This is a genomic window from Citrobacter sp. Cpo147 (assembly GCF_030332405.1).
GTDB lineage: Bacteria > Pseudomonadota > Gammaproteobacteria > Enterobacterales > Enterobacteriaceae > Citrobacter > Citrobacter portucalensis.
Window position 1 is genome coordinate 48108 of sequence record NZ_JAOWHX010000030.1, and the last position, 21860, is coordinate 69967.

19 protein-coding genes are annotated in these 21860 nt (G+C 49.9%); 9 read left to right on the plus strand and 10 right to left on the minus strand.

Annotated elements, in window-relative coordinates:
- Window positions 1-5: 5 nt before the first annotated feature.
- Window positions 6-1238: a GGDEF domain-containing protein gene (locus OGY06_RS02895; RefSeq protein ID WP_003833223.1), complete on the minus strand. Its 1233-nt coding sequence runs from the start codon at window positions 1236-1238 to the stop codon at window positions 6-8.
- A 67-nt stretch (window positions 1239-1305) separates the two neighbouring features.
- On the minus strand, window positions 1306-3420 hold the full coding sequence (locus OGY06_RS02900) for a putative bifunctional diguanylate cyclase/phosphodiesterase (protein WP_155848062.1): 2115 nt from the start codon (window positions 3418-3420) through the stop codon (window positions 1306-1308).
- Window positions 3421-3831: 411 nt separating this feature from the next.
- Here OGY06_RS02900 and OGY06_RS02905 point away from each other — a divergent pair, with 411 nt between their 5' ends.
- From OGY06_RS02905 to dbpA, 4 genes are all read left to right on the plus strand, one after another.
- Complete coding sequence (locus OGY06_RS02905) at window positions 3832-4941, plus strand: methyl-accepting chemotaxis protein (protein ID WP_003833217.1); 1110 nt, start codon at window positions 3832-3834, stop codon at window positions 4939-4941.
- Window positions 4942-5095: 154 nt separating this feature from the next.
- A complete protein-coding gene (gene zntB / locus OGY06_RS02910) occupies window positions 5096-6079 on the plus strand; it encodes a zinc transporter ZntB (RefSeq protein ID WP_003833215.1) in 984 nt (327 codons plus the stop codon).
- Between the two features lie 275 nt (window positions 6080-6354).
- Window positions 6355-6522 (plus strand): proline-rich small protein YnaL, encoded by a 168-nt coding sequence (gene ynaL / locus OGY06_RS02915; RefSeq protein WP_003833213.1) that lies wholly within the window; start codon window positions 6355-6357, stop codon window positions 6520-6522.
- Between the two features lie 28 nt (window positions 6523-6550).
- Window positions 6551-7924, plus strand: a complete 1374-nt coding sequence (gene dbpA / locus OGY06_RS02920; protein WP_003833211.1) for an ATP-dependent RNA helicase DbpA — start codon at window positions 6551-6553, stop codon at window positions 7922-7924.
- A 78-nt stretch (window positions 7925-8002) separates the two neighbouring features.
- Here dbpA and ttcA read toward each other — a convergent pair whose 3' ends face one another.
- From ttcA to nifJ, 5 genes are all read right to left on the minus strand, one after another.
- Window positions 8003-8938, minus strand: a complete 936-nt coding sequence (gene ttcA / locus OGY06_RS02925; protein WP_003833209.1) for a tRNA 2-thiocytidine(32) synthetase TtcA — start codon at window positions 8936-8938, stop codon at window positions 8003-8005.
- 197 nt (window positions 8939-9135) lie between these two features.
- Window positions 9136-9570, minus strand: a complete 435-nt coding sequence (uspF, locus tag OGY06_RS02930) for a universal stress protein UspF (protein ID WP_003833207.1) — start codon at window positions 9568-9570, stop codon at window positions 9136-9138.
- Between the two features lie 81 nt (window positions 9571-9651).
- Window positions 9652-9864 (minus strand): KTSC domain-containing protein, encoded by a 213-nt coding sequence (locus tag OGY06_RS02935; protein WP_003833205.1) that lies wholly within the window; start codon window positions 9862-9864, stop codon window positions 9652-9654.
- A gap of 145 nt (window positions 9865-10009) precedes the next feature.
- Window positions 10010-11137, minus strand: coding sequence for a porin OmpC (ompC, locus tag OGY06_RS02940; RefSeq protein WP_003833203.1), 1128 nt, complete (start codon window positions 11135-11137; stop codon window positions 10010-10012).
- Between the two features lie 367 nt (window positions 11138-11504).
- Window positions 11505-15029, minus strand: a complete 3525-nt coding sequence (nifJ, locus tag OGY06_RS02945; RefSeq protein WP_003833201.1) for a pyruvate:ferredoxin (flavodoxin) oxidoreductase — start codon at window positions 15027-15029, stop codon at window positions 11505-11507.
- A gap of 274 nt (window positions 15030-15303) precedes the next feature.
- On the opposite strand from nifJ, the gene OGY06_RS02950 reads away from it, so the two are divergent.
- Entirely contained in the window at window positions 15304-15570 is a 267-nt protein-coding gene (locus OGY06_RS02950) for a putative hemolysin (protein WP_003833199.1), read from the plus strand.
- Window positions 15571-15583: 13 nt separating this feature from the next.
- Here OGY06_RS02950 and hslJ read toward each other — a convergent pair whose 3' ends face one another.
- Entirely contained in the window at window positions 15584-16003 is a 420-nt protein-coding gene (gene hslJ / locus OGY06_RS02955) for a heat shock protein HslJ (RefSeq protein ID WP_003833197.1), read from the minus strand.
- 112 nt (window positions 16004-16115) lie between these two features.
- Window positions 16116-17105, minus strand: coding sequence for a 2-hydroxyacid dehydrogenase (locus tag OGY06_RS02960; protein ID WP_003833196.1), 990 nt, complete (start codon window positions 17103-17105; stop codon window positions 16116-16118).
- Between the two features lie 616 nt (window positions 17106-17721).
- On the opposite strand from OGY06_RS02960, the gene OGY06_RS02965 reads away from it, so the two are divergent.
- The 4 genes from OGY06_RS02965 to OGY06_RS02980 all read left to right on the plus strand — a co-directional run bounded on the left by OGY06_RS02965 (window position 17722) and on the right by OGY06_RS02980 (window position 21199).
- Complete coding sequence (locus OGY06_RS02965; RefSeq protein WP_286604639.1) at window positions 17722-20361, plus strand: YdbH family protein; 2640 nt, start codon at window positions 17722-17724, stop codon at window positions 20359-20361.
- Window positions 20358-20549 (plus strand): YnbE family lipoprotein, encoded by a 192-nt coding sequence (locus OGY06_RS02970; protein ID WP_003020350.1) that lies wholly within the window; start codon window positions 20358-20360, stop codon window positions 20547-20549. The genes OGY06_RS02965 and OGY06_RS02970 overlap by 4 nt, the downstream gene beginning before the upstream one ends.
- Before the next feature lie 7 nt (window positions 20550-20556).
- The gene (locus OGY06_RS02975) at window positions 20557-20880 is read left to right on the plus strand and encodes a YdbL family probable chaperone protein (protein WP_148362672.1); all 324 of its coding nucleotides are present in this window, start codon (window positions 20557-20559) and stop codon (window positions 20878-20880) included.
- A gap of 127 nt (window positions 20881-21007) precedes the next feature.
- Window positions 21008-21199, plus strand: a complete 192-nt coding sequence (locus OGY06_RS02980; protein WP_008784880.1) for a hypothetical protein — start codon at window positions 21008-21010, stop codon at window positions 21197-21199.
- A gap of 43 nt (window positions 21200-21242) precedes the next feature.
- On the opposite strand, the gene azoR is transcribed toward OGY06_RS02980, so the two are convergent.
- The gene (gene azoR / locus OGY06_RS02985) at window positions 21243-21848 is read right to left on the minus strand and encodes an FMN-dependent NADH-azoreductase (protein ID WP_003020341.1); all 606 of its coding nucleotides are present in this window, start codon (window positions 21846-21848) and stop codon (window positions 21243-21245) included.
- Window positions 21849-21860 lie beyond the last annotated feature (12 nt).

Here is a 21860-nt window from a genome sequence, read left to right on the forward strand (position 1 = left end):
AAACATCAGGCGGCCAGCACTCTGTTCCTGCCTTCGTTCTTGGCTTTGTACAACGCGTCGTCAACGCGTTTGAATAACTCATCGATGCTTTCATTTGTTTCGTGCCGAGCTACGCCAATGCTGACGGTAAAGCGGGGAAGGCCAGGGAGAGTCACTTTGGCCACCGTCGCCCGTATCACTTCTGCGAGATTGAGGGCAGTGTCCAACGAGGTTCGCGGCAGCAGCAGCACAAATTCTTCACCTCCCCAGCGAAAAATCAGATCGTCCTTTCTCGCACAGGATTCCAGTGTGCGTGCCAGAGCGCAAAGTACCTCATCACCTTTTAAATGACCAAAAAGATCGTTAATGCTTTTAAAGCGATCGGTGTCGATCAACAGCAGGCTGTAATCCTGTGTCAGTGACATCGCGTGGGTCTGTTCCGGCTCGGTTACCTGATAAAAATGTCGGCGGTTAAGCAATCCCGTTAAGGCGTCACGCAGGGCCGCACGCTCAAGCTCCTGTTCCAGCCGCTTTTGCTCGGTAATATCATGAATAATGCACAACATGAGCTTATTACCGTAGATTTCGATTGGACCGGCGTAGGTTTGTACGTGACGGGAGGTGCCGTCTGCCAGTTTATGTACAAAATGCAAAGGCTTATGGCCACCGGGAAGATGGGCGATTTCATGCATCACCGGGAGTATATGACGGCCCAGCGTATTGATTTCCCATGTATGTTTCTGGCACATCGTATCATGGCTATAGCCATAAAAATTTAGCGCGCTGAGATTTGCATCGACGATCAGCCCATCACGGGACGGATCGATAAGCAACATTGGTGCCGAGTTGGTCTGGAAAAAACGCGCGTAAAATCCCTGTTTTTTTCGCTGATAATTCGCTGAACGGCTCGCTTTCAGACCTTGCGAAGTCGGTGTTTCAATGCCTTCGAAAAGAATGACGTCACCTGATTCCGGCAGAGAGCGGATGGACAGGCGACATGCCATTGCGACGGCCTCACCTTCGCGGCAAACCGTAAGGATTTCCACAATGTCGTGATGATTTCTCAAATCGCTGAGATACATGGTTAAATCATTCTGGGCATGAGTTGAAAATATACCCTTGCGGAGTAGAGAAAAGCAGGGGGCCTGCATCAGTTCCCGCGCAACGGTATTTGCGAACACCAGTTCTTCGGTATGCGGCGAAACAATCCACACCGGCAGGGTTAATAAATCCAGTGAATGCAGCTCGGTTGTGCTCATCGATAATCCCGTTATCTTTATCTGCTGTGTTGCCCGTTTAATGGCATCTGTTTTTTATATTACAGTCTCATAATGTTATCGATTGTTGAGGAGATAAAGACTGTACGATTCGCTGCTGCTTAATGTTGCTTTCCGTTGGAATCAATTCATGGATCTGATGCGCAGGCAACGGTTTTGCAAACAAGAAACCTTGCAGCACGCCACATCCCATCTGGGTCAGGAGTATTTCCTGCTCCTGGGTCTCTATTCCTTCAGCCACCACTTGCATATTCATGGAGTGGGCTATGTCAATAATAGTAGACACAATCTTTGTATTTTTGCTGTTCTCGTTGATATCTTTAACAAATACTCTGTCAATTTTTAATTCCCGTGCCGGAAGAGACTTTAACATCAATATATTTGAATAACCGGTACCGAAATCATCAATAGAAACGGTGATCCCTAAAGCTGAAAATGCATTCAAGACTTCAGCGCTACGTTTTAAATTTTTAAGCGCTGTACTTTCAGTCAGTTCCAGCGTGAGATATGCAGGTGATAGTTGATATTGTGCAAGGGCGCTGCAAACCACATCAACGATATCATGTTGTTCAAACTGGGAAGGGGAAAGATTAACGGCGAGGGTCCATTCCGCATAGCCCTGTAACTTCCATTGATGTAACTGCTGGCATGCCTGCTGGATAACCCATTTCCCGACCGGAATGATAAGACCTGTTTCTTCCAGCGCAGGCAGAAACTCTGCGGGTAACAGCATGCCGCGTTCCGGGTGATGCCAGCGTAATAACGCTTCAAAACCGGTCAGGGAATGATCTCCGGCGGTGTATTTGGGTTGGTACCAAAGCTCAAATTGATCGTGTTCCAGTGCTTGTGACAGTTCCTGTAAAAATGTCGGCGGTGTATCGGCGATAGCTTCCATTTCCGGGCTATAAATAGCCCAACCGTTTCTGCCAGCCTGTTTGACATGATACATCGCCATATCAGCCTTTACTTTTAACTCATGCAATGTGGAACCATGTTCAGGATAAATACTGCTTCCCGCACTTAACGAAACCCGAATGGTGTACCCAAACAGCGTGAAAGGATCGCCAATCGCAGCCGCAATCCGGGTCAGCAGAGCGGTGATAGCCTCTTTATTACAGTCAGGAACCAGAAGAATAAACTCATCTCCCCCCAGCCTCGCCAGCGTCATGGTGTCATCAAGGCAGCTGTAGATTCGCTGCGTACTGGCGATCAGCAACTGATCGCCGATGTGATGTCCCCAGGTATCGTTAACGACTTTGAAGCGATCGAGGTCGATGAATACCAGAGCAAATTGATGCTGATGCAGTTTGGAATGTTGTAGACAGGCCTGTAAGCAGGCATCTATCTGTGTGCGATTGGCAAGTCCGGTCAGTGCGTCGAAGTGGACCTGATGCTCAAGCTGGCAGTTAAGTTGATGTAAGTTGTCTGCCAGCCGGGAGGTACGCAGTTGCGAATCCACCATCGACACCACCAGCATGATACCCAAAATAACCAGCGTGACGGCGCAGACCCAGACAGAGAGTTCCAGTGTGCTGAGCCCATTGTGTACAGTGTGTCCAAAATGGGTGAATGTTGCCGCTCCCATCCCGGTGTAATGCATAGAGGCAATCGCCAGCGCCATAATAAGGGCGGCGACAAGCCGATTGAACAGGGCTCGACGGGTATTTTGGCGCAAATGAAACGCCAGCCATAAACCCACACCAGATGCAACGATGGCAATCATCACTGAGAGCAGTATCAGCGAATGACTCCATAGGATGGCAACATGCTCAATGATGGCATACATGCCAACGTAGTGCATGGTGACGACACCTGCGCTTAATATTCCTGTGGCTACGACTAATCGTTTTGTTGAAAGCGTATTACCGGAAATGGCGATATTAATGGCGAGAGTTGCAGAAATGAGCGCAATAAAGAAAGAAAATGCCGTGAGCGAAAAATGGTAATTGATCGGCATACTCATTTTCATGGCCAGCATACCGATAAAATGCATTGACCAAATACCCATCCCTAGCGTAGCCCCGCCAGACAGGCGCCAGAAGGTTGATTCACGTCGATTGGAGATTGCCACTTTGCCCGCACTATCGAGAGCAATAAAAGAGGCAATAAACGCGACAACAAAGGAAATCCCAATCAATACAGGGTCCCACGACACGTTCAACATCATACTACCTATCGAAAAAAAGCCGTGGTAATAAATCTAGCAGGTTTTGTCCAGTTAACATGATAAAACCGGGAATGTTCTTATGTTTTTATACTGGTATTAGAGGAAACAGGAAGATAGTGAAAATAACGAGCCATTACTTATATAAACATTCACCAAATTTATAGTTCTGTGTGTTTTATGCTCTCCATGTGCTTGTCATCACAATAACCTGATGACTGGCGCCATCACAGCCATTTGATGGAATAAAACACTGAACTAACAGGAATACAAGGTGTGATTTCTTGCCTTAAGTAAAAGGATTGCAGGCTCTCATTGAAAGTTCAGCTTTCGTCGCAGAGCAATGGCATTCTGCATTGCAGGTGCTATAAAAAATAATATCTACATAATTTCTTAGTGCACAGGACTAAAATGTTAAATGATATTAGCGTCAGAACCTTTATTATTTTATTTCTGCTTATTTCGGCAGTCGCTCTAAATATTGTTGAGATAATTTTCTCGGCCACGCCGGAAATTATAATTGGTACAAATGTGGTAAGCCTTATTTCTGTATTTTGCTTATGGTGGTATATGACGAAATACCTGGTCATGCCGATCAATACGGTAAAAAGGAGCATTGAGGAAGTGACGTCTGGGAATCTGGCGATCAGTATTCCAGAGTTTGGTAATAATTGTGCGGGTAGACTAATACCGGGCATCAATAGCTTATCGAGTAATATTTCAACACTCGTTAATGAGATCAGAACATCCTCACAAACGGCGATGGCGCTCTCTGAACAGCTTGCGGAACGCAGCGCCGAGCTTTCAGTGAAAACGGAACAACAATCTGGAGCATTGATGCAGACGGCTGCTAATATGGATGAAATAGCCGTTAATACGCGAAATAATGCTGACAACACGCAAATCGCCAGCGTCCAGGCAACAGTTGCCACGCAATGCGCCATTCAGGGTGGCGAATTAATGGTGCAGGTTGCGACAAATATGCGTTCAATCACCGAATGTGCACAGCAGATGACGGAAATTATTACGCTAATTGATGGTATCGCATTCCAGACAAATATTCTGGCATTGAATGCTGCCGTGGAAGCGGCGAGGGCCGGTGAACATGGCAAAGGTTTTTCCGTGGTGGCCGGTGAGGTCAGAATGCTTGCACACCGTAGCGCGGATGCTGCTAAGAATATTAAGCAGCTGATTGCGCAAACCCATCAAAATGTTCAGCAAGGTGCAGCTATTGTGCGTGAAGCAGAAAAAAATATGCATGATATTGTCGGTGGTGCCGGTCAATTAAACCAACTGATGGGCGAGATATTAACCACTACACAGGAGCAGGAGAAAGGAATTATCAGAATTTCTCATGCACTGGCCGAACTGGAGAATGTAACCCAAAGTAATGCCATTATGGTTGATGAGCTTTCTGATTCTTCGGGTATCCTGAAAAACCAGGTGATTGATCTCCAGTCGCGAACACATAAATTTCGCTTAAGCAACTCTCTTGAGTCAGCGAGATGGCAGCGGGCTTAACCGGGTATTTCGAAGCAAGCGTCGCATTCGTCGGCGCTTTTTGTATTATCAGATATTTTTATGAATCATTTCAGCACAATGGGACAATGAGATATTGCTTAACATATTCTGACAGCTAGACTAACGAAAAAGGCTGAATGTTTGTGGAGGCGCTGTGGAAGCCATTAAGGGAACGGATGTTAATGTGCCGGATGCCGTGTTTGCCTGGCTGCTGGATGGTCGAGGTGGAGTAAAACCGCTGAGCGATAATGATGTAATTGATAGTCAGCATCCCTGCTGGCTACACCTTAATTACACTCATCCTGAAAGTGCCCAATGGTTGGCGACAACACCTCTTCTTCCCAACAATGTGCGTGATGCGCTGGCAGGCGAAAGTACACGCCCACGCGTCAGTAGAGTCGGGGAAGGTACGCTGATTACACTGCGCTGCATTAACGGCAGCACCGACGAGCGTCCTGACCAACTTGTGGCGATGCGCTTATATATGGATGAACGTCTGATTGTCTCAACCCGCCAGCGCAAAGTGCTGGCACTGGATGATGTGGTCAGCGATCTCCAGGAAGGGACAGGACCGGCTGATTGTGGCAGTTGGCTGGTGGATGTTTGTGATGCGCTCACCGACCATGCCAGCGAATTTATCGAACAACTGCACGACAAAATTATCGATCTGGAAGATAACTTGCTCGATCAACAAATTCCCCCACGCGGCTTCCTGGCATTGCTGCGCAAACAGTTGATTGTAATGCGACGTTATATGGCTCCTCAGAGAGATGTTTATGCGCGTCTGGCGAGTGAACGTTTACCCTGGATGACCGACGACCATCGGAGACGGATGCAGGATATCGCTGACAGGCTGGGGAGAGGGCTGGATGAAATAGACGCCTGTATTGCCCGGACCGGTATTATGGCGGATGAAATTGCGCAGGTGATGCAGGAGTCTCTGGCTCGCCGAACGTATACAATGTCATTGATGGCAATGGTTTTTCTTCCCAGCACATTTTTAACTGGGCTTTTCGGCGTCAACCTCGGCGGTATCCCCGGCGGTGGTTGGCAGTTTGGTTTCTCACTCTTTTGTATTCTGTTAGTGGTCCTGATTGGTGGTGTTACTTTATGGTTGCATCGTAGTAAATGGTTGTAACAACAACGTTTTTTAGTGGCTTTTGCGCATGAAAACGTCCTGATTTTTGAGCGAAGTCAATAAACCATCTACCTATTCGGGGCAATATCTCTCTCGCAGGTGAATGCAACGTCAAGCGATGGGCGTTGCGCTCCATATTGTCTTACTTCCTTTTTTGAATTACTGCATAGCACAATTGATTCGTACGACGCCGACTTAGATTAGTCGGCTTTTTTTTGCCTGCAGGAAATCAGCGTCTACCCTAAAAGAGTCAACCTGAATGACTGGAGGGGTATATGACCTGTCTGATTGCAACGTCGCACACTGATTCGCTACCGACCGATCCGGTTCCCATTCCCGATCCCATACCTCGTCCGCAGCCGATGCCGGATCCGCCGCCGGATGAAGAACCGATTAAATTGTCGCATCACGGGCACAGATCTGCGAGGATACGCGCCTGCTGAATGTGAGTTTTTACCGCGAGATTAAATTGTGACCGCTTTTTCAACCCTGAATGTTTTACCTGCTGCTCAACTCGAGAATCTTAACGAGCTGGGCTATCTTGAAATGACGCCTGTTCAGGCTGCTGCGTTACCGGCAATCCTGGCGGGTAAAGATGTTCGCGTGCAGGCTAAAACCGGCAGTGGCAAAACGGCTGCTTTTGGTCTTGGGCTATTACAGCATATTGATGCCGCGCTGTTTCAGACGCAGTCTCTGGTGCTGTGCCCAACGCGCGAGCTTGCCGACCAGGTGGCGGGTGAACTGCGTCGTTTAGCGCGCTTCCTGCCAAACACCAAGATCTTAACGCTGTGCGGTGGGCAACCTTTTGGCGCACAGCGTGACTCCCTGCAACATGCACCACATATTATTGTTGCCACACCGGGTCGTTTACTTGACCACCTGCAAAAAAGCACCGTTTCTCTGGATGCCCTGAATACGCTGGTTATGGATGAAGCCGACCGCATGCTGGATATGGGCTTTAGCGATGCGATTAATGATGTCATTCGCTTTGCGCCTGCGTCACGTCAGACTTTGCTGTTTTCCGCAACCTGGCCGGAAGCCATTGCCGCTATCAGTGGCCGGGTACAGCAAAATCCATTAACGATTGAAATTGATACGGTCGATGCGTTACCGGCGATTGAACAGCAGTTTTTCGAAACCTCCAGCCACGGAAAAATTCCACTGCTGCAAAAGCTACTCAGCCAGCATCAACCCGCATCGTGCGTGGTTTTTTGTAACACCAAAAAAGATTGTCAGGCCGTTTGCGATGCACTGAATGCGGCAGGGCAAAGCGCACTGTCATTACATGGCGACCTGGAACAGCGCGATCGCGATCAGACGCTGGTTCGTTTTGCCAACGGTAGCGCGCGCGTGCTGGTCGCAACCGATGTGGCCGCACGTGGCCTGGATATCAAATCACTTGAGCTGGTAGTTAACTTCGAACTGGCGTGGGATCCGGAAGTACATGTCCATCGTATCGGACGTACCGCGCGTGCCGGCAACAGCGGTCTGGCGATTAGCTTCTGTGCGCCGGAAGAAGCGCAGCGTGCCAATATTCTTTCTGAAATGCTGCAACTGAAGCTGAACTGGCTAACTGCGCCAGCTAATGGCTCAGTCCTGCCGCTGGAAGCAGAGATGGCGACGTTATGCATTGATGGCGGTAAAAAAGCGAAAATGCGTCCTGGCGATGTTCTGGGGGCTCTGACCGGCGACATTGGCCTGGATGGCGCCGATATCGGCAAAATTGCCGTTCACCCGGCACACGTTTATGTCGCCGTTCGCCAGACTGTAGCGCACAAGGCGTGGAAACAATTACAAAACGGTAAGATTAAAGGCAAGACTTGCCGGGTTAGGTTATTGAAATAACTGCCCGTTGGGGCGCCTGATGGCGCTCCGCTTATCAGGCCTACAGGCGCTTATGCACGTTGTAGGCCTGACAGACGCTTACTTCACTTCCACCACGTTCAGGCGTAATTCATCCAGTTGAGCATCATCTTCTTCTGGCTGCCAGCCCGCAGGTTGCAGCGGGATCTCTTCACGATCGAACGCTAAATCACCGCCGTCCACAACCTCTGAACCGTGCTTAATGCCTTTAAAATCGAACAGATTGATATCGCTCAGATGTGAAGGTACAACGTTCTGCATTGCGCTGAACATGGTTTCAATGCGGCCTGGATAGCGTTTGTCCCAGTCACGCAGCATGTCAGCAATGACCTGGCGCTGTAGGTTAGGCTGTGAGCCGCACAGGTTGCACGGAATAATTGGGAAACCTTTCGCTTCGGAGAAACGCTCGATATCTTTCTCACGGCAGTAAGCCAGTGGGCGGATCACGATATGCTTACCGTCATCACTCATCAGCTTCGGTGGCATGCCTTTCATTTTCCCGCCGTAGAACATGTTTAAAAACAGCGTTTGCAGGATGTCGTCGCGATGGTGGCCGAGCGCAATCTTGGTGGCTCCTAATTCGGTTGCCGTACGGTACAGAATGCCGCGACGCAGGCGAGAACAGAGTGAGCATGTCGTTTTGCCTTCAGGGATTTTATCTTTGACGATCCCGTAAGTGTTTTCTTCGACAATCTTGTACTCAACGCCCAGCTGTTCCAGATACTCCGGCAGAATGTGCTCCGGGAAGCCGGGTTGTTTCTGATCGAGGTTAACCGCAACTAAGGAAAAACTGATCGGGGCGCTTTGCTGCAAATTACGCAGGATCTCCAGCATGGTATAGCTGTCTTTCCCGCCGGAAAGGCACACCATAATGCGATCGCCGTCTTCGATCATATTGAAGTCGGCAATGGCTTCGCCGACGTTACGACGCAGACGTTTTTGCAATTTGTTCAGGTTGTATTGTTCTTTCTTACTAATATCTTGATTTTGCGACATTTAATAGAGGCTCAATTCATAGTGTGGCATCAGAAGAGTATGCATCACGCCGGATCGTCCGGCAAAAGAAGTCTGATATAAAAACTGTGGCGTGTATGGTACGGATAAGCGGGAAAAATGTCAGCACATTTAGGACAGGAATCAAGGGTAAAAGAGGTAGAAACAAAAAGCCCGCAACGATGTGCGGGCCAGACAGCTTAGCGGACTACCAGTACCGAACACTCCGCATGACGCACCACGGCTGCAGCGTTAGAGCCCAGCAGGTAGGTGGTGATGTCAGGTCGGTGTGAGGCAATAATGACCATATCGGCCGGTAATTTTTTTGCGATCTCAAGAATCTTGTCTTTCGGCGCACCTTCTGCGACATGAACGTGCACTCGGTCCGTTGGGATATTGAACTTCTTGATAATCTCTTCCAGTTGAGATTTCGCTTCGGCTTTCAGATCGTCCATGGCCGGTAACTCTGCCGAGTAGGCCAGTCCCAGGGAAGCGTAATAGGGCAATGACGGAATGACGGTCAAAAAATGAACCTGCGCATCGTCAATCTTTGCTTCTGCTTCAACATGGGCAATAACGCGTTGAGTTAATTCTGAGTCTGAAATATCGATGGGTACAAGAATCGTTCTGTTCATAAAACCTCCTGTTTAAGTATCCAAGTAAAGCTTACCGCGTAATGGCACTTTATGTACAATGACAACGATCACATTTTGGCATCACTTTATTTTGATTTCAGGAAATTTGCCTTTTATTACCCCATCGTAAAATCGGCCTTTAGAGACCACGATCAGGAAATCACGAAAGATACGGGCAGGGACCTGCTGATATTGCAGCGTAGCCAACTGGTGAAAGCGAATTTCTAGCGTGCAAGAGGATTCGTCATAGCCGACGGATGCAATACGGGATGATTTTACAGGATGATGATTCATTGCAGGTATCCTCTACTACAGGTCTTAATGCAAGATATCATCTATCAGAGAAGTGTTTTAACGCAATAGATATAATGTTTTGATCTGGATAAAACAGAATTATTAGAACGTAAAGAGAGCCCGCCGTTGCCAGCGGGCTGACGGATTAGAACTGGTAAACCATACCCAGTGCTACAGTGTCATCGGTAGATATGTCGTTCTGGGTGTAGAAGTTTTTATCTTCATCCAGCAGGTTGATTTTGTAATCAACATAGGTAGAGAAGTTTTTGTTGAAGTAGTACGTAGCGCCTACGGACGCATATTTCACCAGATCCTGGTCGCCGTCAGATCCATTTACGCCCAGATCTTTACCTTTAGACATCAGGAAAGAAACTTCCGGACGCAGGCCGAAATCGAACTGGTATTGCGCAGTAACTTCAAAGTTCTGAGTTTTGTTGGCAACCGTATCCTTATAACCGTCTGAACCGCCATACGGGGTCATATTACGGGTTTCGGAGTACATGGTTGCGAGGTAGATGTTGTTGGCGTCGTATTTCACACCAGCAGTCCACGCGTCAGCTTTATCGCCACCAGCGGTAGAATGGTTCACCTGCTCGTTGGTACGGTCAGAAGAAGTATATGCCGCACCGAAGCTCACGCCCATACCCAGATCGTAGGTAGAGGAGATACCGAAGCCGTCACCGTTGGAGTTCTTCACATTACGGTCACCGCTATTATTGGTGCCTTCCTGCCCGTTTTGGCTTTCGTTCGCGCCCTGGTACTGCAGCGCAACGTTCAGACCGTCAACCAGACCAAAGAAGTCGGTGTTACGGTATGTTGCAACACCGTTTGCACGACCGGTCATGAAGTTGTCTGCTTTGGTGTAAGAGTCGCCACCGAATTCTGGCAGCATATCGGTCCAGCCTTCAACGTCGTACATTACGCCGTAGTTACGGCCGTAGTCGAATGAACCGTAGTCGCCGACTTTAATACCTGCGAATGCCAGACGAGTCCAGGAGTCGCCTTTATCACCTTCGGTGCCGTTGGCCTGAACCTGATATTCCCACTGGCCATAACCGGTGATCATATCGTTAACCTGTGTTTCGCCTTTGAAGCCCATACGCATATAAGTCTGATCGCCATCGCTGTTAGCGTCGTCAGAGAAATAATGCAAACCGTCTACTTTACCGTAGAGATCTAATTTGTTGCCGTCTTTATTATAAACTTCAGCAGCGTGAGCAGCGCCTGCAGCCAGCAGGGCAGGAATTACGAGCGCCAGTACTTTTCTGTTCATTGAAATAATCCTTTAGTTTTTTTATTAACCTGTGACTACCCATGTAGGGAGTAAAAGCATGCTAAAGGAGAAGTTCCGTAAAGAGATAAATATGAATTGTTACGCCTTAAGTAAAACCTTAAACAAATAATTCTACGGAAATAGTGATAGTCGACATGAATGAGTTGATGAAAATATATATAAAATAAAAATTATACAATTGAATTTTGTTGGGCTATTCTGCGCGTGTTATATGCCTTTATTGTCACGTTTTATTTTTCGTTGGTATATTGATGGCAATTATTAATTAGCCAGCGAATAAATTGACAAGCCCGAACAACTGTTCGGGCTTTTTTTTTGGTTCCGGGCTAATACTGAGAAAAACGTATTATTCGGTACCGCTCTTTTCCGCTTTGCCTGCCAGTTGGGCCAGGAAGTCGTAGCGTTTTTGTAGATCAGCTGCGGCGTCTTTCCACAGCTGTTCTGCAACTTCTGGCTGTTGGGCATTCAGGCGGCGGAAGCGCTGCTCGTTAAGCAATGTTTCGGCCAGCGCGTCTGACGGTGGGCGAGAGTCCAGTGCCAGCGGCAGTTTACCTTCGTCTGCGCGACGTGGGTCAAAGCGGTATAGCGGCCAGAATCCGGTCGCCGTCAGCTGACGCATCTGATCGTGGCTTAATGCGAGGTCATAACCATGTTCTTCGCAAGGACTATAGGCGATAATCAGCGACGGACCCGGATAGGCTTCCGCTTCCTGGATAGCTTTCACCGTCTGGTTCAACTGGGCGCCCAGGGAAATCTGTGCCACATAAACATGCCCGTACATCATCATGCTAACGCCAAGATCTTTGCGAGCCTTGCGCTTGCCATGCTCACCAAACTTGGTAACCGCCCCGAGCGGCGTGGCTTTCGATGCTTGTCCGCCCGTGTTGGAGTAACACTGAGTATCCAGCACCAGAATATTGACGTTCTCGGTGAGACTCAGGACGTGATCCAACCCGCCAAAACCAATATCGTAAGCCCAGCCGTCGCCGCCAATCAGCCAGATGGATTTCTCAACCAGCGCATCAGCATCGGTTAACAGTTGCTGTGCACCTTCGACATCTTTCAGATGCTGGCGCAGCGCTGCAACTTGTTCACGGCGTACTTCTGGCGTCGCTTCAGCATGCAGGGCGTCATTCAGTTCAGCCGGAATATTATCCGCAAACTGCTCCAGCAAACGCATGACGCGCACACGGTGTTGATCCACCGTCAGACGGAAGCCCAGACCAAACTCGGCGTTATCTTCGAACAGAGAGTTTGCCCATGCAGGTCCACGACCATTGGCATCGGTCGTATACGGTGTTGAGGGGAGGTTACCACCATAAATCGATGAACAGCCAGTCGCGTTGGCGATCAGCATGCGGTCACCGTACAGCTGCGTAAGCAGTTTGATATACGGCGTTTCACCACAACCAGAACAGGCGCCGGAATATTCAAACAGCGGAGTGATTAACTGCGAGGTACGGATATCAATGCGTTCAAGCTTGCTGCGGTCGATCTCCGGCAGATTGAGGAAGAAGTCATAGTTAACTTTTTCCTCTTCAACATGCTCAAGGCGCGACATCATATTGATGGCCTTGATTTCCGGGTTTTGGCGATCTTTCGCCGGGCAAACTTCGACGCATAGATTACACCCGGTGCAATCCTCTGGTGCAACCTGCAGGACATACTTCTGACCGCGCATATCGCGAGATTTCACATCCAAAGAATGCAGGCTGGCAGGAGCGTTTTCCATCGCTTCAGGTGAAACCACTTTGGCGCGGATTGCCGAGTGCGGGCAAGCGGCAACGCAGTGGTTACACTGAGTACACAGCTCTTCCTTCCAGATGGGGATCTCTTCGGCGATATTACGCTTTTCCCAACGCGTGGTGCCCATTGGCCAGGTGCCGTCTGGCGGCAGCGCGGATACGGGAAGGGCATCACCCAGACCGGCGAGCATTGCCGCGGTGACTGTTTTCACGAAATCAGGTGCGGCATCAGAAACCACCGGAGGGCGGTTTGCGCTGTGCGGATCAACTGGCTGGAGTGCTACTTCGGCGACGGATTCGCGCGCCAGGGCCAGAGCTTGCCAGTTACGTTCAACCAGGTCCTGTCCTTTACTGCTGTAACTTTTCGCAATCGCCCCCTGCAATTCAGCCAACGCGCTGTCGCCGGGTAAGATTTGCGTCAAATGGAAGAATGCCATTTGCATCACGGTGTTAATACGCGCTGCCAGACCGCATTCGCGGGCGATTTTGGCCGCATTAATCACGTAGAAACGGGCTTTCTTCTGATTTAGTACCGCCTGAACTTCCTGCGGCAAACGCGCCCAGACTTCATCCTCACTGTACGGGGTATTGAGCAGGAAGATACCGCCTGGTTTCAGGCGCTCGACCATCTGATACTTATCGATAAATTGCAGCTGGTGACAGCCAACGAAATCGGCTTGCGATACCAGATACGCTGATCGAATAGGCTGCTCGCTGACGCGCAGGTGAGAAACCGTCAGACCGCCTGCTTTTTTCGAGTCGTAGACGAAATAACCCTGCGCATACCATGGCGTAGAGTTACCAATAATCTTGATATTGTTTTTGGTGGCGGACACGCTACCGTCGCTGCCTAACCCATAAAACAGCGCTTCGAGCTTAGCCGTACCGGGCAGGGTGTTTTCTGGTAACGGTAGCGACAAGTTGGTGACATCATCATAGATACCGACAGTAAAGCGAGGTTTCGGCTTCGCGCTGCTCAGCTCATTAAAGACCGCCATCACGCAGTCTGGACCAAACTCTTTGGAAGAAAGGCCATAACGTCCGCCAATCACGCGCGGTAGCGTTTCTCGCTCGCCGCAGTTAAAGGCTTCCGCCAGCGCGGTCATCACATCCAGATACAACGGTTCTGCCTGTGCGCCGGGCTCTTTGGTGCGATCCAGGACGGCGATGCTGCGTACGGTTTCCGGCAGCGCGCGCAGTAAATGCTTGGCAGAGAATGGACGGAACAGGCGTACTTTCAGAACACCGACTTTCTCGCCACGCGCCAGCAGATCTTCAACGACTTCTTCACAGGTTCCAATTGCCGAACCCATTAAGATAATGACGCGCTCAGCCTGAGGATGGCCGTAATATTCAAATGGCTGGTACTGGCGACCTGTCGCTGCGGCGAAATCGTTCATCGCCTGTTCTACATGATCGTAAACCGCGTTGTACCACGGGTTTGTTGCCTCGCGTGACTGGAAATAGGTGTCTGGGTTCGCAGACGTACCGCGAATAACCGGATGCTCTGGATTAAGCGCCCGAGCGCGATGAGCATCGATTTCCGCCTGCGGCATCAGTCCAAGGATCGTGTCGTCGGCCAGTGGCACAATTTTATTGATTTCATGGGATGTACGGAAACCATCAAAGAAATGAATAAACGGAACCCGGCTTTTCAGGGTAGCTATTTGCGAAATCAGCGCAAAGTCCTGTGCCTCCTGAACGCTGCTGGCACACAGCATCGCACATCCTGTCTGGCGCACCGCCATCACGTCGGAATGATCGCCAAAAATCGATAATGCGTGAGTAGCAATTGTACGAGCCGCAACGTGCAGTACAAACGGGGTCAACTGACCGGCCAGTTTGTACAGCGTTGGGATCATCAGCAACAGGCCCTGCGATGAGGTAAACGACGTAGAGAGCGCACCGGTCTGCAACGCGCCATGAACGGTTGCGATCGCACCGCCTTCTGACTGCATTTCTACGACGCGAGGGGTATCCCCCCACACGTTCTTAAGCCCGTTCCCGGCCCAGGCATCCGCCTGTTCAGCCATCGTCGAACTGGGCGTAATCGGGTAGATGGCGATAACCTCGCTGGTACGAAATGCGACTGAAGCAACCGCACCATTACCGTCAATTGTGATCATACTGACACCCTTACATTGCGCAAAAAGAGGGACTCGCGTAACAGCGGCGAATCCTGTAGTTATCCTTCTATTTTAGCAAAAGCGCTAAAGACAGATTTTCGCTTTTGTGTCCCTGGAATAAACAGAATGAATGGTTTGATCAAAGGAGCAGGCAAAAAATTGCCAGAAAATGTAAACAGTGCGCATAAATGCGTATTTTGCCTCTCGACGGCGGTGTTTCCGCTGCCTATTATTTATGGCTGTGTCGTTTGGTTAATATTCAGAGGGGAGTAAGATGCGCGCAGCGTTTTGGGTAGGATGTGCCGCGTTATTATTATCGGCTTGTAGCAGCGAACCTGTTCAGCAGGCAACCGCCGCGCATGTCGCACCGGGCATGAAGGCAGCAATGTCCAGTTCTGGAGAAGCTAATTGCGCCATGATTGGCGGTTCGCTCTCTGTTGCTCGTCAACTGGATGGTTCAGCCATCGGGATGTGTGCGCTACCCAACGGCAAACGCTGTAGTGAGCAGTCGCTTGCCGCCGGAAGTTGTGGGAGCTACTAAGTCTCCGCGTTTCCTACATTAAATCCGCGAGTTTATACGTCAGCGTTTGTTCTGCTGTCGCCAGTGTTAACTGGTCAGCAGTTAGATCGACCTGTGCGCCTTGCTTAAACATTTCGCTGACGATCCCGTCGAGCGCGTTAAGCTGTGGATCGGCGCACATCATACGCGTCATCGCCATATCTTTTACCTTCAACTCACCGTCGGACAGCTTGCCCTGGCCGTGGAATTGATTACACATCTTGCCTGATACCGTCATGTTTTCGCCAAAACTTAACTCAGGTGGGTTGTTGGCGGTGGTGACGGCTTTACCATTCACGCTTTGCAAAACGAAGCGGTGATGCTGCAACTGTTCGCGATTGACGGAAACTTTTCCATTGCTCACACAGCCAGCCATCAGCATGCTGAGCGCAATCAACGTGACAACTTTCTTCATTAAATTTCTCTACGTTTGTGACGGGAATACATTCAATATAATAATGATACTGAATGTTTTATCATCGGTGATTGTCTGAAAATGCCCCCCTGACGTCAGGGGAGCTCAGAGATTAGAAGAGGGCGTTTGGACAGGTCTCGCCTTTGGATATTTGGGCCAGATTCTGTAGCGTAGTCTCAGAAATACTGGTCAACGCTTCAGCTGTCAGGAATGCCTGATGACCGGTAAACAGCACGTTATGGCAGGCTGACAGACGACGGAACACATCATCCTGAATGACGTCATTAGATTTATCTTCAAAGAACAGATCGCGTTCGTTCTCATACACGTCCATACCCAGAGAACCAATTTTCTGGTTTTTCAGCGCGTCGATAGCGGCTTGTGAGTCGATCAATGCACCACGACTGGTGTTAATGACCATCACGCCATTTTTCATTTGCTCAAAGGCTTCGTGATTGAGCAGATGATAATTCTCCGGTGTTAACGGGCAGTGCAGAGAGATGACATCGGACTCGGCAAACAGCGTTTTAAGATCGACATATTCAACGCCTAACTCCAGCGCAGCAGCGCTCGGGTAAGGATCGAACGCCAGCAGACGCATACCAAAACCTTTCAGGATCCGCAGTGCAGCGATACCGATTTTACCGGTACCGATCACCCCAGCGGTTTTGCCATACATAGTAAAACCGGTCAGCCCCTCAAGAGAGAAGTTGGCATCACGGGTACGCTGATAGGCGCGGTGAATACGGCGATTCAGCGTCATCATCATGCCAATCGCATGCTCAGCGACGGCCTCTGGTGAATAAGCTGGAACACGAACCACCTGCAGACCCAGCTCTTTTGCTGCGTCGAGATCGACGTTATTGAACCCGGCGCAGCGCAGCGCGATATATTTCACGCCATGCTTTTTCAGTTCTTCCAGAACGGGGCGGCTGCCATCGTCGTTGACGAAAATGCACACGGCTTCGCAGCCATGGGCGGTTTTGGCTGTTTTTTCCGTCAACAGAAAGTCAAAGAATTCAAGTTCAAAACCAAAAGCCTCGTTAACCTGCTGCAGATACTTCTTGTCGTACTGTTTTGTACTATAGATGGCGAGTTTCATAAGACTTTCTCCAGTGATTTTGACGTCACATTAATTCAATTCAAATTATTTTACAAAATCTAAAAAGTTATTGATAGTCATAGGCGTAATGAATAATTTCACCGTATCTGTTGTTAGTGTGGGCAGGTTACACAATTTCAACAACTGGATATTTTTCTATCCAACTCAACACCCGAATATCGCGGCAGGTAAAAAGCCAGCCGAATCACATCCGGACAGCTACGCTTATACAGGTAGCAATTATCGGGAGGGGTTATGCTGACTCACTCTGAAGCAAAACGATGGGCCACCCTAATGCTCAAGGCGGCATTATGCGATGGTATGAAACCTGATGAGATTTCCCGGCAGGTACATCTGGTCTGCGATCATCATGGTAGGGAGTGCCTCGAAGAACTCATTGAGGAAATTCTGATAGAAGCAGGTCGTATCGGACCTAAACATAGCGATGGACAACTGAGGCCTCATTGAGTCTGAATCTTAATATCCCCGACGGCACGTGTAACAGCGTGCCTGTAAATCGGTTATCTATCCTTAATGTGGGCATATCCAGTTAAACATGCCACAATACAGGCCTAAACCGGCTTAAATTTTTGCTAAATCAGGATATTAACTACCCATGAAGGGTAAATATAAAGCCGTTCTGGCACTCCTCTTATTATTGATTCTCGTGCCGCTGACGCTAGTGATGACGCTTGGCCTGTGGGTGCCTACGTTGGTGGGTATCTGGTTACCCGTTGGAACACGCATCGCGCTGGATGAAAGCCCGCGGCTGACACGGCATGGGTTGCATATACCTGAACTCCGCTATCTGGTTGAAGATTGCCCGCTAGCACGCATCACTCAGGCGGATCTGTCTCACCCCAGCCGCTGGGCGCTGAATGTCGGGACCATTGAGTTGGATTCAGCTTGCCTGGCCAAATTGCCGCAGGCAGAGCCATCGCCGGTAGCGCCTAAAACGCTGGCTGAATGGCAGTCAATGCTGCCCAATACCTGGATTAACATCGACAAACTTATCCTTTCTCCATGGCAGGAATGGCAGGGAAAACTGTCACTCTCGCTCACTCCCTCTACTCAACAGCTGCGTTACCAGGGTGAAAAAGTTAAATTTCAGGGGCGTTTGCACGGGCAAAACCTCACGGTAACGGAGCTGGATGTTGCGGCATTTGAAGGCCAGCCGCCAGTAAAACTGGTCGGTGAATTTACGATGCCACTGGTGCCCGATGGACTACCGGTAAGCGGTCATGCGGTTGCGACGTTAAGTTTGCCGCAAGAGCCTACGCTTGTGGACGCCGAACTGGAGTGGCAACAAAACAGCGGACAACTGATCGTGATGGCGCGGGATAATGCCGATCCGCTGCTTGACCTTCCGTGGGAAATAACACGCCAGCAACTGACCATCAGCGACGGACGCTGGAACTGGCCTTATCAGGGATTCCCGTTAAGTGGCCGGCTGGGCATGAAGGTTGAAAACTGGCAGGCCGGACTGGAAAACGCGGTGGTGAGTGGACGTCTGAACATTCTGACGCATGGCGATGCCGGTAAAGGAAACGCCGTATTAACGCTGGGGCCAGGTAAGCTTGGTATGGATAGTAGCGATATGCCGCTACAGTTGACCGGTGAAGCGAAACAGGGTGATCTGATCTTCTACGCGAAATTACCCGCCAGACTCACCGGAAGTCTGAACGATCCGCAATTGGCTTTCGAGCCAGGGGCGTTGCTGCGCTCACGTGGACGGGTGATTGATTCGCTGGATATTGACGAGATTCGCTGGCCGCTGGCAGGGGTTAAAGTTACGCAACGCGGTGTGGATGGGCGTCTGCAGGCTATTTTACGTGCGCATGAAAACCAGATGGGCGGTTTTGAATTGCATCTGGATGGTCTGGCAAATGATTTTCTTCCTGATGCCGGTCGTTGGCAGTGGCGATATTGGGGTGAAGGCAGCTTTACGCCGATGCATGCCCGTTGGGACGTGGCGGGTAAGGGAGAATGGCATGACAACACCCTGAAGTTATTTGATCTTTCCACCGGATTTGATCATCTGCAATACGGCACGATGAAGGTGGAAAACCCACGTCTGGTGATGGACGAACCGATAGTCTGGGTACGGGATGCAACCAAACCGACATTTAGCGGCGCACTGTCGCTGGACGCAGGGAGCACCACCTTCACCGGGGGAAGCGTGTTACCACCATCGACGCTGAAGTTCAGCGTCGATGGTAGCGATCCGACAATTTTCCAGTTCAAAGGCCAGCTTCACGCGGGGGCGATTGGGCCCGTACAGCTGAATGGTCGTTGGGACGGTATCCGCCTGCGCGGACAGGCCTGGTGGCCAAAACAATCGCTCACCGTATTCCAGCCTCTGGTCCCACCTGACTGGAAAATGAAGCTACGAGAAGGTGAGCTGTATGCGCAGGTCGCGTTTTCGGCAGCCCCGGAGCAGGGCTTTGAAGCGGGCGGTCATGGAGTGTTAAAAGGCGGTAGCGCCTGGATGCCCGACAACCAAATCAACGGTGTCGATTTTGTATTGCCTTTCCGGTTTAGTGAAGGTGCATGGCAGCTGGGTACGCGTGGACCTATTTCACTGCGTATTGCGGAAGTGGTCAATCAGGTGACGGTGAAGAATATCGCCGCCGATCTGCAGGGGGCGTACCCCTGGAGTGAAAACAACCCGTTACTGTTGAGCGATGTCAGCGCCGACCTGCTGGGGGGCAAAATCATCATGCAGCAACTGCGAATGCCGCAGCATGATCCGGCCTTATTGCGAGTGCAGAATATCTCTTCCAGCGAGCTTATCAGCGCGGTTAACCCCAAACAATTCGCCATGTCTGGCCCGGTCAGTGGCGCGTTGCCATTATGGCTGGATAACGAAAAATGGATCATTAAAGACGGCTGGTTGACTAATCCAGGGCCGATGACGTTGCGTATTGATAAGGACACTGCGGATGCGGTTGTCAAAGATAACATGGCTGCGGGGGCGGCCATTAACTGGCTGCGTTATATGGAAATAAGCCATTCGTGGACGAAAATAAATCTGGATAACCTCGGTGTCTTAACCATGCAGTCAACCGTGACTGGCAATAGTCGGGTGGATGGCAAAGTAGGTACGGTTAATTTGAATTATACCCACGAAGAAAACGTCTTTACGCTATGGCGCAGTTTGCGTTTTGGCGACAATTTACAGGCATGGCTTGAACAAAATGCAGCGCTGCCGGAAACCCATTGCCCGGAAGGCAAGGAATGTGAGGAAAAACAATGAAAACGATAGCTGCCATGCTGGGTCTGCTGGCTTCATCTCTGCTGGTAGGGTGCACTCCCAGAATCGAAGTGGCTGCGCCAAAAGAGCCCATCACCATTAATATGAACGTCAAAATCGAGCATGAGATCCATATCAAAGTTGATAAAGACGTCGAAAGTTTATTGAAATCGCGCAGCGATTTGTTCTGAGGTCATGATGAGAAAACAGTTTGCAGTGGCGCTGGTTGTCCTGAGTTTACTCAGTAGCAATGCGTGGGCATTGACCCTGAATGAAGCCAGAACTCAGGGACGAGTAGGGGAAACGCTCAATGGCTATCTGGTTGCATTGCAAACCGATGCCGAAACGCAGGCACTGGTGAGTGAGATTAATAAAGCGCGCCACGCCAGCTATCAGCAACTGGCAGAGAGCAATAATATTCCGCCAGATGAAGTGGCAAAAATGGCCGGGCAAAAGCTGGTTGCTCGCGCTAAACCGGGAGAGTATGTGCAGGGTATTAATGGTAAGTGGTTGAAAAAATAGTAAATCGCTTTTTCACACAGCCAGAGGGACACGACGCTGAATTATTCATCGACATCGCAATAGTTGCCACACGGCATAAAATGGATGCTGGTATAGTCCAACACCGGTCGCGTCGTGGGGTGAAATCATGTGGCTTCTCAAGTGGTACGTCTGGAATCGTTGGGTATTCAAGCTGTTAAGCCGGGATGTCGCGGAGCCTGAACAATTTTTGCTTCATTGCTGGGAAGAGAATCTGGCGAAATGCAGGGATTATGCAACCATCTGGCGTGATATTAATCGCATTCACGGCAAACAGATACAGATGCAGGGAAAGAAGTAAGTGTCGGAGAAACCCTCCCACCGGATGGTGAGAGGGGGAATTATCAGGCAGCGACTACGCTGTCGATAGCGGCTTTCGCGTCGGATTGTGCTTTAGATGCCACTTCCGGACCGTAAGCAATACCTTCAGCAAAGACGACATTCACGTCGGTGATGCCGATAAAGCCCAGGAATACGTTCAGGTACGGCGTGATCAGGTCGGTTGGCGTATCTTTATGAATACCGCCACGGCTGGTCAGCACCACAGCGCGTTTACCCGTCACCAGACCTTCCGGGCCTTTCTCGGTATAACGGAAAGTCACACCAGCGCGGGCAATCAGGTCAAAGTAGTTTTTCAACTGCGTTGGGATGTTGAAGTTGTACATCGGCGCGGCGATAACAATCACATCATGCGCTTTCAGCTCAGCAATCAGCTCATCGGACAGCGCCAGCGCTTCCTGCTGACGCGGCGTCAGCGGTGTATCGCTCGGGCGCATCGCTCCCACCAGTTCGCCATCCAGTACTGGTACAGGATTTGCAGCCAGGTCACGGACAGTGATTTCATCAGCAGAGTGCTTTTCACGCCACTGTTCAACAAAATAATCAGACAACTGACCAGACTGAGAGTACCCTGCCAGAATACTGGATTTAAGAACTAATACCTTGCTCATGGGTGTTTCCTT